Origin of the sequence: Rhizobium sp. CB3171, from assembly GCF_029714265.1 — a bacterium.
Classification (GTDB): Bacteria; Pseudomonadota; Alphaproteobacteria; order Rhizobiales; family Rhizobiaceae; genus Rhizobium.
Window position 1 is genome coordinate 310,793 of sequence record NZ_CP121652.1, and the last position, 13,109, is coordinate 323,901.

The 13,109-nt window shown below is 59.8% G+C and carries 10 protein-coding genes; 6 read left to right on the forward strand and 4 right to left on the reverse strand.

Going from position 1 to position 13,109, the window contains the following annotated elements:
• Complete coding sequence (locus QA648_RS01505) at window positions 1-912, forward strand: ABC transporter permease subunit (RefSeq protein WP_283049185.1); 912 nt, start codon at window positions 1-3, stop codon at window positions 910-912.
• 3 nt (window positions 913-915) lie between these two features.
• Window positions 916-1,731 (forward strand): ABC transporter permease subunit, encoded by an 816-nt coding sequence (locus QA648_RS01510; protein ID WP_104822051.1) that lies wholly within the window; start codon window positions 916-918, stop codon window positions 1,729-1,731.
• 27 nt (window positions 1,732-1,758) lie between these two features.
• Here the strand turns inward: QA648_RS01510 and QA648_RS01515 are convergent, their stop codons facing one another.
• Entirely contained in the window at window positions 1,759-3,657 is a 1,899-nt protein-coding gene (locus QA648_RS01515; protein WP_283049188.1) for an AsmA-like C-terminal region-containing protein, read from the reverse strand.
• A 164-nt stretch (window positions 3,658-3,821) separates the two neighbouring features.
• On the opposite strand from QA648_RS01515, the gene QA648_RS01520 reads away from it, so the two are divergent.
• The 3 genes from QA648_RS01520 to QA648_RS01530 all read left to right on the forward strand — a co-directional run bounded on the left by QA648_RS01520 (window position 3,822) and on the right by QA648_RS01530 (window position 8,693).
• Entirely contained in the window at window positions 3,822-5,774 is a 1,953-nt protein-coding gene (locus QA648_RS01520; RefSeq protein WP_283049190.1) for an acetoacetate--CoA ligase, read from the forward strand.
• Between the two features lie 354 nt (window positions 5,775-6,128).
• The gene (locus QA648_RS01525; RefSeq protein WP_283049193.1) at window positions 6,129-8,048 is read left to right on the forward strand and encodes a DEAD/DEAH box helicase; all 1,920 of its coding nucleotides are present in this window, start codon (window positions 6,129-6,131) and stop codon (window positions 8,046-8,048) included.
• Between the two features lie 156 nt (window positions 8,049-8,204).
• Window positions 8,205-8,693 (forward strand): AAA family ATPase, encoded by a 489-nt coding sequence (locus tag QA648_RS01530; RefSeq protein ID WP_283049195.1) that lies wholly within the window; start codon window positions 8,205-8,207, stop codon window positions 8,691-8,693.
• A 160-nt stretch (window positions 8,694-8,853) separates the two neighbouring features.
• Here QA648_RS01530 and QA648_RS01535 read toward each other — a convergent pair whose 3' ends face one another.
• Window positions 8,854-9,447, reverse strand: coding sequence for a TetR/AcrR family transcriptional regulator (locus QA648_RS01535; protein WP_283049197.1), 594 nt, complete (start codon window positions 9,445-9,447; stop codon window positions 8,854-8,856).
• 302 nt (window positions 9,448-9,749) lie between these two features.
• Between QA648_RS01535 and QA648_RS01540 the strand changes: the two genes are divergently transcribed.
• The gene (locus QA648_RS01540; protein ID WP_283049199.1) at window positions 9,750-10,730 is read left to right on the forward strand and encodes an alpha/beta hydrolase; all 981 of its coding nucleotides are present in this window, start codon (window positions 9,750-9,752) and stop codon (window positions 10,728-10,730) included.
• Window positions 10,731-10,967: 237 nt separating this feature from the next.
• Here the strand turns inward: QA648_RS01540 and QA648_RS01545 are convergent, their stop codons facing one another.
• Window positions 10,968-11,990, reverse strand: coding sequence for a class I SAM-dependent methyltransferase (locus QA648_RS01545; RefSeq protein ID WP_283049201.1), 1,023 nt, complete (start codon window positions 11,988-11,990; stop codon window positions 10,968-10,970).
• Window positions 11,991-12,145: 155 nt separating this feature from the next.
• The gene (locus tag QA648_RS01550; RefSeq protein ID WP_104822055.1) at window positions 12,146-13,060 is read right to left on the reverse strand and encodes a DMT family transporter; all 915 of its coding nucleotides are present in this window, start codon (window positions 13,058-13,060) and stop codon (window positions 12,146-12,148) included.
• Between the last annotated feature and the right edge of the window lie 49 nt (window positions 13,061-13,109).

Here is a 13,109-nt window from a genome sequence, read left to right on the forward strand (position 1 = left end):
ATGAGGACGCTCGGCTCTTCCATCTACCAGCGCCTCGTCATCATCGTGCCTTATGCCTGGCTGCTGGTTTTCTTTCTCGCGCCCTTCCTGATCGTCTTCCGCATTTCGCTGTCGACGAAGGCGCTCTCGGTTCCGCCCTATGATCCGGCTTTCAGTTGGTCGGACAGTTTCAGCGATTGGTGGGACAAGCTGCAGAGCATGTCCTTCGACAACTACACCTGGCTGGCCGGCGATCCCCTCTATTTCAACGCCTATCTCCAAAGCCTGAAGATTTCCGGCATATCGACGATCCTGACTCTGATCATCGCCTATCCCATTGCTTACGGTATGGCGCAGGCGCCGCGCAGCATCCGCCCGACGCTGTTGATGCTGGTCATCCTGCCGTTCTGGACGAGTTTCCTGATCCGCGTCTATTCCTGGATGTCGATCCTGAGCACGACGGGCTTGCTCAATCAATTGCTGATGACGCTCGGCATCATCCATGAGCCGCTGGTGATCCTGAATACCAATACCGCCGTCTATATCGGCATGGTCTATTCCTATCTGCCCTTCATGGTGCTGCCGCTCTATTCCTCGCTGGAAAAGATGGACGGCACGCTGATCGAGGCGGCACAGGACCTCGGCTGCACGCCGATCGGCGCCTTCTGGCGCGTGACCTTCCCCTTGTCGATCCCTGGCGTCATCGCCGGCTGCATGCTGGTTTTCATCCCCGCGGTCGGCGAGTTCGTCATCCCAGACCTGCTTGGCGGCTCCGAAACGCTGATGATCGGCAAAGTGTTGTGGAGCGAGTTCTACGGCAATACAGACTGGCCGCTGGCATCGGCGGTGGCGACCATCTTGCTGCTTGTGCTGGTGATACCCATCGTCTTCTTCCAGCACATACAGGCAAAAGCCGATGAGAAGGGGAGATAGGTCATGATTCGCTGGTCCCGCTTCAACATCGTCTCCGTAACGCTCGGCCTTGCATTCCTTTATTTGCCGATCCTGCTGCTGGTCATTTATTCCTTCAACGCCTCGCGGCTGGTCACAGTCTGGGGCGGCTTCTCGACCCAGTGGTACAGCCATCTGCTCAGCAACGACAGCATGCTCAACGCCGCATGGCTGACTGTGCGCATTGCCTTGCTCTCGGCGACGATCGCCACCGTCCTTGGCACGCTGGCGGCGCTTACGCTCGTGCGCTACACGCGCTTCCGCGGCCGCATCCTGTTTTCCGGCATGATTTATGCACCGCTGGTCATGCCCGACGTCATCACCGGCCTGTCGCTGCTGCTGCTCTTCGTCACCGCCGACCTCGATCGCGGCTTCTGGACGATCGTCATGGCGCATACGACGCTGACCATGTGTTTCGTCGCCGTCGTCGTGCAGTCCAGGCTTCTGAGCTTCGATCGCTCGATCGAGGAGGCGGCGCTCGATCTCGGCGCGCCGCCGGTGCGCACCTTCTTCGAGATCACGCTGCCGATCATCGCGCCGGCCGTGTTCTCCGGCTGGGTGCTGGCGCTGACGCTGTCACTAGACGACTTGGTGATCGCCACTTTTGCTTCGGGGGCTGGCGCAAAGACATTGCCGATGCTGATCTACAGCCAGGTGAAGCTCGGCGTGACGCCTGAGATCAACGCCATCTGCACCATCCTGATCGGCGTCGTCACCATCGGCGTCATCTGCGCCTCCGTCGTCACCAAGCGCCGCGAAGTGCAGCGCCAAAGGGACGAGCAGGCGGCTGCCGCGGCATAGGTCAGAGCCAACCGCAGACGGAACCTGTTATTGCTGCGTCTGCTGGTCAGGCTTCTTCAGCAGCGTCGTGACCGGCGAGATCACCGGGTCCGGCCAGGTGCCGCCGATGAAGAACGGCAGCATCGGCAGCTCCGTCGCATTGGCCGGATTGCTCGCCTGCATCGTGCCCGACAGCGCCAGTGCGTTGCTGCGGAAGGGAACGACGCCGTTCAGCATCACCGTTTCGTTGCGCCCGACGATCTGGGCGCTGTGAACCTCGACCGATCCCTTGGCAACGCTAGCATCGACGTTGAGGCTGTCGAAATCGAAGGCCGTGTCGGCGATATCGCTCATCCGGAAAAAGGCCTTTTCGGACGCAAGCGCACGGAAGGCTGAGATGTTGAATTGCCGGAAGGAGCCGGTGGCCGACGTGAAATGCATCTTGCCGGCGACATCGCTGAGATTGGCAGCCCAGATCGGCTTCGACGTGCTGAGCGAAAGATCCAATGATCCGGTCGTCAGCGGTAGAGGTCCTGCAAGGTTGAGCCTGGTGAAAAGCCCGCCGAAATCGGCATCGTGGATGGAGATCTGCAATTTGCCGCCGCCATCGAAGTCGCCTTGCGTGACCTCCAGATGCGAGGTGAGCTCTCCACCCTCGAAGCCGCTGTCGCCGATATCGAATTTTGCCTTGCCGCCCGCAACCAGCAGGCTGGCGCCGATATTATCGAACTGGAAGGGACCGAGCACGGCTTTGTTCGACGAGAGCCGCATATCCAAATCGAGGCGCTGTAGCGGATTGCCGTTGAGCAATGCGTCGATGGCCGTATCCGCGGCCAGCCGCATGGAGAAGGCCGCCAGGAACGGATTGAGGTTCATCTGGTCGAAGGCGAGCGTTCCGGAAATCTTCGGCTTGCCGCTTGTCGTATAGCTCAGATCCATGACGCCGGACGCCGCGGATTCGTTGACCTTGAAGTTCAGATTGTTAAAGCGCAGACCATTCGGGATCGCGGCGACGTCGGCATTGAGAGAGACGTTGCGTAGCGTATCGGCGGCCGGCAGATGTTCTCCGCTCCAGGCCAGGAAAGACGGCACATTCGGCACGCTCAGATCCAGATTTCCGGCGAGCGCGGAGAGATTGGAAATGCTGGTGGCGCCTGCATAGGTCCAGTTGATCAGCGGCGAGGAGAAGCTTATCTTCGCATCGACGCTCTTGCCGGCAAAGAGCAGCAGAGGCTGGGCAGAATTGAAATCGATCTTGACGTCCTGACCGTTGAGCCGCGCCAGAATGACGGCAGTCATCGCCCCGGACAGCCGCGGCCAGGAGATGTCCGCATTTATGCTGCTCATCTTGTAGAGATTGCCGCTGCGATCGTCCGTCATTTCGACGCGACCGTCCTCGATCGTCAGCATGCCGATGACGGCATCCTGATCCTTGCTGATCGGCATGCCCTGGTTGGAGGACGTCTCCACCCGCTCGATTGCCTTGGACAGCAGCCCCTCATTCGTCCAGTCGATCAGACCGGTCTCGTCACGCCGGATGTAGATCACCGGCCGCAGGAAATGGAATTCATGAAAATGCGCGCGCCCGCGCAGCGCCGCAAACAGCGAGAAGTCCGCCGAAAGGCTGTCGACATGGCCAAGCACCTTGCCGTTTTTCGTCGGTTCGCGGATGGTAACCTGGTTGAGCGTCACGCGTGGCGTCGGCCAGAATTCCAGCGTCGGCGCACCCTCGATCTGGGCGCGATATCCGGTCCAGTCCGATAGCGCATTCTCGATGCCGGCACGCACAAGGCCGCTGGAAATCAGGAAGGGAGCGGTTGCCCTGAAAACGGCGAAGACGATGATGATGGTGAGAAGGACGATGCCAGTGGTGCGCGCAACGGCAGGTAGCCAGCGCGAGGCCGATCGCATCGTCAACCACCACTTTTTATTCCTCGACGCTCTCATGATCCAACTCAGACTTTCATACTGATAGCGCTGATATGCCTCCGTTTGCCGGATATAGGAAATGATTGGCGGATGCAAACATTGTACAGCAGGAATGCCGACAACTCAGTGACTTTATAATGCGCTGCAGCATGGTATATAAGCCGAAAACCGGAGGAGATAATATGCGAGATACTCAGCCGCTCTGGACGCCATCGGATGAATTTCGCCGGCAAAGCCCGATGTTTGTCTTCATGGAAGACTGCAACCGACGCTTCGGCCTATCGCTTTCCGATTTCGCCAGCCTGCATGCCTGGTCAATCGCCGACCGGGAAACCTTCTGGACGGCAGTATGGGATTTCTGTGGCATCAAGGGAAAACGTGGCGAAAGGGCGCTGATCAACGGCGACCAGATGCTGGAGGCGCGTTTCTTTCCCGATGCCGAGTTGAATTTCGCCGAGAACCTGCTGTCGAAAAGCGGCGAGGGCGATGCGTTGGTCTTCTGGGGCGAAGACAGGGTGCGCGACCGCTGGTCCTGGGACCGGCTCTCGGCCATGGTGTCGCGCCTGCAACAGGCCTATCGCGCTCTCGGCATCGGCCGGGGTGACCGTGTCGCCGCCATGATGCCGAATATGCCGGAAACCATTGCCTGCATGCTGGCCGCCGCCTCGATCGGCGCTATCTGGTCCTCCTGCTCCCCGGATTTCGGCGAGCAGGGCGTTTTGGATCGCTTCGGCCAGATCGAGCCGAAACTCTTCATCGCCTGCAGCGGCTATTGGTATGGCGGCAAATTGCAGGATGTGACGGCAAAGGTCGGCGCCATCGCGCAGCGCCTCGGTGCACCTGCCGTCATCATTCCCTATGCCGGCGATGCCGATGCGGTCGCGGCGGCGACACCGGATGCAAAGGCGTTGGACACGTTCATTGCATCTTTCGAGGCGAAGGCGGTAGAATTCGAGCCGCTGCCGTTTTCACACCCGCTGTTCATCCTGTTTTCCTCGGGCACGACGGGCGTGCCGAAATGCATCGTCCATTCGACCGGCGGCGCATTGCTGCAGCTCATGAAGGAGCATCGCCTGCATTGCGGCGTGGTCCCCGGCGAAAAGGTCTTCTACTTCACCACCTGCGGCTGGATGATGTGGAACTGGCTGGTGACGGGGCTTGCCGCCGGCGCCACTCTCTGCCTCTACGACGGTTCGCCTTTCGCGCCGGATGGCAATATCCTTTTCGACTATGCGCAGGCGGAGAAATTCGCTCTGTTCGGCACCTCGGCCAAATATATCGACGCCGTGCGCAAGAGCGGCCTGACGCCGAAAACTTCGCATGATCTCTCCAGCCTGCGGCTGATGACTTCCACCGGTTCGCCGCTGTCGCCGGAAGGCTTTTCCTTCGTCTATGAGGGCATCAAGGACGACATCCAGCTCGCTTCCATCTCGGGAGGCACCGATATCGTCTCCTGCTTCGTGCTCGGCAATCCCTTGCAGCCGGTTTGGCGCGGCGAAATCCAGGGACCCGGGCTCGGCCTTGCCGTCGATGTCTGGAACGAGGAGGGTAAGCCCGTGCACGGCGAAAAGGGCGAGCTTGTTTGTGCCAAAGCCTTTCCCTCGATGCCGGTGATGTTCTGGAACGACCCCGACCGGGTCAAATATCACGCCGCTTATTTCGAGCGTTTCGACAATGTCTGGTGCCATGGTGATTTTGCCGAGTGGACGGAGCATGGTGGCCTGATCATCCATGGCCGTTCGGACGCGACGCTCAATCCCGGCGGCGTGCGCATCGGCACGGCGGAGATCTACAATCAGGTCGAGCAGATGCCCGAAGTTCTCGAAGCGCTCTGCATCGGCCAGGATTGGGATGATGATGTGCGCGTCGTGCTTTTCGTTCGCCTCGCGGCCGGCGCGGCACTGACGGAGGATCTGGTGAAAGCGATGAAAACCCGCATTCGCACCGGCGCCTCGCCCCGCCATGTGCCGGCCAAGATCATCGCCGTCCGCGATATTCCGCGCACCAAGTCCGGCAAAATCGTCGAGCTCGCCGTTCGCGACGTCGTGCATGGCCGGCCGGTGAAGAACAAGGAAGCGCTTGCCAATCCCGAAGCGCTGGACCTCTTTGCCGGGCTGGAGGAGCTCAAGAACTGATGCCCTCTTAAAACTGAGGGGCAAAGGCTGGCCTATCGGCGGTAACTTGGCGTTAAGAGAGATTGGTCAAAGGTAAAATCCAACTTGAGGCCGTTCGTTTGAACTTTGGGCGGCTTGGAGCCGAAAGGTTCCCGAAACATGAAGTTGACCGACTCGAGCTTCGTTAGGCAGCATGAACTTCCAAGGCAGCGCTATTCGCTGCCTTTTTTTCGTTGTGCGTCGCACAAATACGCGCCCGCTCTGTACAATGGCCTGCCGACCAAGTATGTGCACGCCTGAAGAAGAGGCCTGCGACGTGCGGGCCACGATGATCCGCGCCGGCTGGCGCGCGAAGAATTCCGAAAGACACGGATAATGACTGAATTCGAAGGCATCGTTCCTGCGATCGCCCAGGCTTTGGCAAAGCGCGGTTACGAAGCGCTGACGCCGGTACAGAAGGCCATGCTCGATCCCGGCCTGGCCGGCAAGGACGCACTGGTTTCGGCCCAGACGGGCTCCGGCAAGACGGTTGCCTTTGGCCTGGCCCTGGCGCCGAGCCTGCTGGAGGGTGCCGAGCGCTTCGGCCCCGCCGGCACGCCGCTGGCATTGGCGATCGCGCCGACCCGCGAACTGGCGCTGCAGGTGCAGCGCGAGCTGGAATGGCTGTATGAACTGACCGGCGCGACCATTGCCTCCTGCGTCGGCGGCATGGATATGCGCACCGAGAAGCGGGCGCTGGAACGCGGCGCGCACATCGTCGTCGGCACTCCGGGCCGTCTTTGCGACCATATCCGCCGTAATTCGCTTGATATCTCCGAGCTCAAGGCCGTGGTGCTGGACGAGGCCGACGAGATGCTTGATCTCGGCTTTCGTGAAGACCTCGAATTCATCCTGGAAACGGCGCCGGCCGAGCGGCGGACATTGATGTTTTCGGCAACCGTGCCGCGCTCGATCGCAAAGCTCGCCGAAAACTACCAGCGCGACGCCGTGCGCATCGCCACCGCCTCGGAAGCCAAGCAGCATGTCGATATCGACTATCGCGCCCTGACGGTCGTTCCGAGCGACAGGGAAAATGCGATCATCAACGTTCTGCGCTATTACGAAGCGCAGAACGCCATCGTCTTTTGCTCGACGCGTGCGGCCGTCAACCATCTGACGGCACGTTTCAACAACAGAGGCTTCTCCGTCGTTGCCCTGTCGGGTGAGCTCAGCCAGAGCGAGCGGACGCATGCGCTGCAGGCCATGCGCGACGGCCGCGCCCGTGTCTGCATCGCAACGGACGTCGCCGCCCGTGGCATCGATCTGCCGGGCCTGGAGCTGGTGGTTCATGCCGACCTGCCGACCAACCCGGAAACGCTGCTGCACCGCAGCGGTCGCACCGGCCGCGCCGGCCGCAAGGGCGTCAGCGCCCTCATCGTGCCGCTGAGTGCCCGCCGTCGCACCGAACGCCTGCTGGAAGCCGCACGCATCCGCGCCACCTGGGCAAAGCCGCCGTCGGCTGACGAAGTGAGCCAGCGTGACGATGAACGTCTTCTCGCCGATCCGGTATTCGCGGCCCCCCTTGCCGAAGACGAGCAGTCCATCGTGCGGCAGTTGCTGGAGCGCCATGGCGCCGAGCAGGTCGCCGCTGCATTCCTGCGGCAATATCGAACCGGCCACTCCGCGCCTGAGGAGTTGCAGGACGTGCCTGCCGAAGGCGAGCGCAGAAAGCCACGCCACGACGATTTCCCCGTTACTCACCACGACGGGCCGTCCGCGGGGCGCAACGACTTTACCGACGGCGTCTGGGTGTCGCTTTCGGTCGGCCGCAAGCAAAATGCCGAGCCGCGCTGGCTGATCCCAATGCTTTGCCGCAACGGCGGCCTCACCAAGCGCGACATCGGCGCGATCAAGATGATGCCGGAAGAAACCTTCGTCGAGTTTTCGCAAGAAGGCGCCGAACGCTTCCTGTCGACCATCGGCCCGGACAAGAGCCTGGAGCGCGGCATCCGCGTCAAGCCGCTGGCCGGCGTACCGGATTTTTCGCAGGCCAAGCGGGAAGGAACCTACGGCAAGAAGAAGCCCTTCTCGGATAAGGGTGTCCGCCCGAACGACGCCGCCAAGCCGAAATGGAAGTCCGACCGCAAGCCGGAACGGGCGCAGGCCGGCGAGGGCAGTGTTTCCGAACGTCCGGACAAGAAGCCTTGGGCAAAGAAGCCTGGCAAACCGAATTTCGTCAAGAAAGACGCCGGCCCGGCAGCAGGCAAGCCCAATTCGAGGGCCAAGCGCAAGGCTGCGAAGGCGCGCGGGGAGTAATCCCGCCGCCGCGCTCAACGTCAGCGCGGCGCCCGTCGCTGCCGAAGGTACGTCGCCGCGACAGCCATGCACGCGCCGTCCCACCTTAGGCGACCGACTTGCCGTAGGGTTCCCCCAACTTCGCGGTGAGGGGTTTTTCTGCGAAAGAGCAATGGGATGGGCATCAGAAACTATTTGATCGAAGGTGTTTCCGGCACCGGAAAGACGTCCGTCTGCCATGAACTGCGGCGGCGCGGTTTCCATGCCATCAATGGTGATACTGAGTTGGCTTATCAGGGTGATCCAAAGACGGGACAACCCGTGGATGGCCTTGCCCATCAGCACCATATTTGGAGCGTAGATAAGGTGAAAGCGCTGGTGGCCGATCAAAGCCATGCTGCGTCATTCTTCTGCGGCGGCTCCCGGAATTTCTCCAGCTTCATTGCTTTGTTCGACCGGGTTTTCATTCTCGAGGTCGATCTGGAGACGCTGATCCAACGCCTTGCCGAGAGGCCGGAAACCGAGTGGGGCGGAAGACCTGCCGAACGGCAATTTATTAGGCGATTGCACGCAACGAAAGAAGATATCCCGAAAGGTGGTATCGTCATCGATGCCACTGCGCCGATTGAACGCGTCGTGGATGAGATTCTGGAAAAGTGCAGTTAGGTCGCAGACCGGTTCCTGTGATGGTGCAGTGCTCGATTTGGCCGGGCAGCTTCGAAGCTTGAAGATGTCTGGTTGCGGCCCAATGCAGCCACCAAGGACGGCGCATAAATTCAAGTCCCGTTCAACGTTGGCCATCGATCAGAAATTGCGACATATGAAGTCATTGAATAGGCGCTTCACAAGCAGCGTCGATTAGTATCTTTGCGATATTTTTCGCGGGCTGTGCCGCGTTTGGCATATTCCGCACCTGAGCTGTAACGATCGCGCCTTCTTTCAGCAGTGAGAGCTCCTCAGCAAGAGCCTTTGGATCGACAGCGCCGGCTGCTGCCGCGAGCTCGGTCAGATAGTCGACGATCAGTTGTTTATGCTCGGCCGAAGCCCGGTGCACCGGATGGTCAGGTGAATCATATTCTCCTGCTGCTTTCACAAAAGCACAGCCATGAAAACCCAGAGCATTCAGTGCGCGCTCGCCGAACCAGTCATCGAGTGCATCGAAAAGCGCAAGAAGTCGCTCGCGTGGCCTATCGCTTGCCTGTTCGATCGAGCCAACCAGCCATGTCCGAAATAGCTCATCGCGTCGATGAAGCGCCGCCAGGACGAGTTCGTCTTTAGAGCGGAAGTGCTTGTAGAGAGTCATCTTGGCAACCCCCGCCTCCGCGAGAATCGTGTCGATGCCAGTGGCATGGAAGCCCCGCGTGTAGAACAGGCGCAGGGCGGTGTCGACAAGCTCGTCGCGCTTTGAAGGTTTTGTCATCGTGTTATCCAATATAAGACAGACCTGTCTTTCTATATCGGAGAAGCATGCCGGACGCAACAGCTCCGGCGAGTGCCCTGGCGAAATAAAAAATTGATCCTTCGCTTGACATATACAGACCTGTCTGTCTATTAATCGATCACGCCACAACGGCGTCGACCAAGAGGAGAAACACCATGATCCCGAGAGCCAATCCTACCTGTTCCGATCCGGAAACCGTCGGTTCCCGCGCACCATCTTATGTGAAGACTTTCGCTACGCATGTTCTGAAACTCACCACTGTTATCGCTGGAGTTAGCATCATGACCCAAACCACTTTTGCTCAAGACGCCGCCACCGATCATCGCCTGGCACCCGTTGTCCGTACCTTTGTCGGGGAGCTCAACAAGAATGCAAGCCCGTTCTGGACATTGCCTGGCCCCCAGGTCCGCGCGGTGCTGACTGGCTTGCAAAAGCAGACACAGGTCGATGTTTCCGGGATAGCGGTTTCCGAAAAGACCATTTCGCAAGACGGACGGAACGTGAAGCTGTATGTCGTCAAGCCTGACCACGTGAAAGGCCGGCCTCCGGTGGTTCTTTTCGTTCACGGCGGCGTGTGGATCGCCGGCGACTTTGAAAACCACAAGCGGCTCGTCCGAGATATCGCCGTCGGCTCGGGTTCGGCCGTGGTGTTTGTAGAATACACGCCGATTCCGGATGCCGTTTTCCCAACCCAGATCGAGGAGAGCTATGCGGCTGCCAAGTGGGTCGCTGCGCACGGCGATGAAATCGGCGTCGACGGATCTCGGATGGCAGTGGCGGGCAACTCTGTCGGAGGCGACATGTCCGCGGCCCTGACAATTATGGCGAAGGATCGGGGTGGCCCCAGCTTCCGCTATCAAGCACTGCTTATCCCTGCGGTGGATACGAATTTCGACACAAACTCCTATGGAGAATTCGCAACAGGACGGTTTCTTTCCCGCGAGTTCATGGAATTTGGCTGGAACATCTATGCTCCCGACGAAAAGACCCGGGGCAATCCCTATGCGGCACCGCTTCGTGCCTCTGTCGAACAGTTGAAGGGTTTGCCTCCGGCATTGGTGATCACCGCCGAAAACGATCCGCTCCGCGACGAGGGTGAGGCCTATGCACGAAAACTCGCGGATGCTGGTGTGCCAGTCACTGCCACGCGTTACAACGGCACAATCCACGACTTCGTATTGCTGAACGCTTTGCGCGACCAGCCTACGACGAAGGCTGCGCTGGACCAAATCAACTCCGGACTGCGAGAGCACCTCAAGTAGCAAGCCCGTCTGTTGCATCCCGGGCCGGCGTGAAGTAAGCGCCGGCTTAGTAACCAGGTTGCGTCGCGTCATCCATCCATCCTCCCAATCTCGCAAACTCATCGGACTGGAGCGAGGAGGCGACCTTCCTCAGTAATCGAATACTCGACCTTCGGCGGATGGCATCGAAGGAAGAACAGTCCCCTTGTCGCCATCCCCATATATCCCGGCAAGAGGAGATCGCCATCCAAAGCGTCGTTACTCGAAAAAGATCAAGCTCGCCGGTGATGGTGGCAGTGGTTTGACCCTGGCGTCTTGAAAACCGGCGCGCCTTGCCATTTCGGCTAGATCCTTCTGCGTGTAGGCCTCGCCCTTTGGCGTGCTGGCGAGCATTTCCCATGAGAAAGCGGCTGGGAAGGGAGGCGAGACAAGATCGTCGTTGGGCACGAATTCCACCCCGACCACCTTGCCGTCGCGACTCAGGCTGGCCCGGACCTTTCTGAGCAATTCGGCGCAGGTTTCTATGTCGAAGTGATGAAGGAAGTTCGGAAGCAGGATCAGATCGTAGTCCGTGCCCCAATCGACCTCGAATGCGCTGCCGGGAACGACCTTGTAGCGCTCTGCGACACCAAATTGTCGCGCATTATATTTAGCCAATTCCAGAACTGAACTCCAATCCACCGCGACAATCTGGGCTGAAGGAAAAGTCTTCGCCATCTCGATCCCGAAACGCCCATGTCCTGCGGCGATGTCCAGAATCTTCTTCGGCGATATCCGTAGGTTGGCCATTTCCGCTGCGAGGCTGACTGCGCTGCTGCCGGTGAATGAACCCATGCCGCGGGCAAACTTCACCCACACGGGATTGTCCGGCGACATATTTGCCAATCCAACGGACCCGCCGTTGCGGACATAGGAGGTCGGGTCGTCCAGCACCTGCTTGAGGATTTCCGGCGCGGCGATGAACTCGATGGCTGAGCCCATATAGGCCGGCGAATGCCGGTCGAGGAATACGCGGCTGGATGGCGTGAGAACATATTGATCGCCTTTCTTAGTCAGAAAGCCGTTTACAACGAGATAGTCGCACAGAATGCGCACACCGCGTTCGGCCGCATTCGTCGCGGCTGCCAACGACGCAGCGTTGCGGCCGTCACCGATCAAGGTAAAAAGATCGAGTTCTATGGCGGCCTTGATCGCGGCCGTTTTTCGGCACGCAAACATCGCGTCAACTATCAGATTGGGTGAAATCTCGCCTGTGCCTGCTTCTGCTGCCGTCGATGACATTGGAGCCCCCTCATGCGCCAACGACCGACCAGGATAGCCGGTCTCCACGGAGGAACTATCCCACGAAAGGCAACCAAAAGTAAGTTTGCTACCGCTAAAGTATAGTGGCGCGTGGAGCAGAGGCAGAGAATGTCTGCCTCTGGCAATATGATAGGTCAGACCTTTTCCGCTAAGGGACTGCGCGACGTCATCCAGACTCCCACCAGCGTCACCGCCAACCCTACGAACATCGCCGTCGTCAGCGGTTCGGAGAACAGGGCCCAGGCCCAGAACATGGTAACGGGCGGGCTGAGATAGATGGCTGCGCTGACCTGCGCGACCGGGAAGAGGCGCAGGCTGGTGTAATAGACCGAATAGGCGGCAAAGGTTGCGATCAGCACCAGCCATATCATGCCGATAGCGAAACCGCGCGTCAGCGGCGGCGCAAGATCGCCTTGCATCATGGCGCAGATGCCGAAGAGCACCGAGGCCGTAAGGGTATGAATGCAAAGGCCTTGATGAACGGGCATATGCTTGGTCCGCCGCCGCTTGTGCAGAACCGATGCGAAGGCAAAGACCAGCATCGAGCCGACGGTCAATCCATAGGCCCAGATTGGAGCCGCGCCGAAGCTGAGGCTGTCTATCGAGACGATCAATACGCCCGCCACCGCAATCGCCGTTCCCAGCCATTGGCGCGCGCTCAGCCGCTCGCCCAAAACAGGCTGCGACAGGGCGGCAATCGCCAGCGGCAAGAGGTCGGAGATCAGCGCCACCAGCCCCGTCGGCACCCGCTGTTCGATCGCCAGTGCAAAGCCGCCCAGATAAAGGAAGACCGACATCACGCCGAACAGCATCTGTTCCGCTATCGCACGCAGCCGCATGCGCGGCCCGATCGCCAAGGCAAAGGGTAGCAGGACCAGTCCCGACAGAAGCGTGCGCCAGAACAGGACCAACATGACGCTGGCTTCCTGGCTGGCATAGCGGATACCGACGAAGCCGGAACTCCAGCTAAAGATCAGCAGCGTAGCCATCAGGGGCCAAAGGAAGCGGCTGTTGTTCAGTAGGGGCCGGGACAGGGATTGGTCGGTCATTGGGCTCTCGGTTGGATGTCACCTATCCCTCAGCCATAGGTCAGGACCC

What these genes read in the sequence shown, in the direction of transcription:
- QA648_RS01505 (WP_283049185.1), top strand. Translation starts at nt 1, where the DNA reads ATGAGGACGCTCGGCTCTTCCATCTACCAGCGCCTCGTCATCATCGTG.
- QA648_RS01510 (WP_104822051.1), top strand. Translation starts at nt 916, where the DNA reads ATGATTCGCTGGTCCCGCTTCAACATCGTCTCCGTAACGCTCGGCCTT.
- QA648_RS01515 (WP_283049188.1), bottom strand. Translation starts at nt 3,657, where the DNA reads ATGAGAGCGTCGAGGAATAAAAAGTGGTGGTTGACGATGCGATCGGCC.
- QA648_RS01520 (WP_283049190.1), top strand. Translation starts at nt 3,822, where the DNA reads ATGCGAGATACTCAGCCGCTCTGGACGCCATCGGATGAATTTCGCCGG.
- QA648_RS01525 (WP_283049193.1), top strand. Translation starts at nt 6,129, where the DNA reads ATGACTGAATTCGAAGGCATCGTTCCTGCGATCGCCCAGGCTTTGGCA.
- QA648_RS01530 (WP_283049195.1), top strand. Translation starts at nt 8,205, where the DNA reads ATGGGCATCAGAAACTATTTGATCGAAGGTGTTTCCGGCACCGGAAAG.
- QA648_RS01535 (WP_283049197.1), bottom strand. Translation starts at nt 9,447, where the DNA reads ATGACAAAACCTTCAAAGCGCGACGAGCTTGTCGACACCGCCCTGCGC.
- QA648_RS01540 (WP_283049199.1), top strand. Translation starts at nt 9,750, where the DNA reads ATGACCCAAACCACTTTTGCTCAAGACGCCGCCACCGATCATCGCCTG.
- QA648_RS01545 (WP_283049201.1), bottom strand. Translation starts at nt 11,990, where the DNA reads ATGTCATCGACGGCAGCAGAAGCAGGCACAGGCGAGATTTCACCCAAT.
- QA648_RS01550 (WP_104822055.1), bottom strand. Translation starts at nt 13,060, where the DNA reads ATGACCGACCAATCCCTGTCCCGGCCCCTACTGAACAACAGCCGCTTC.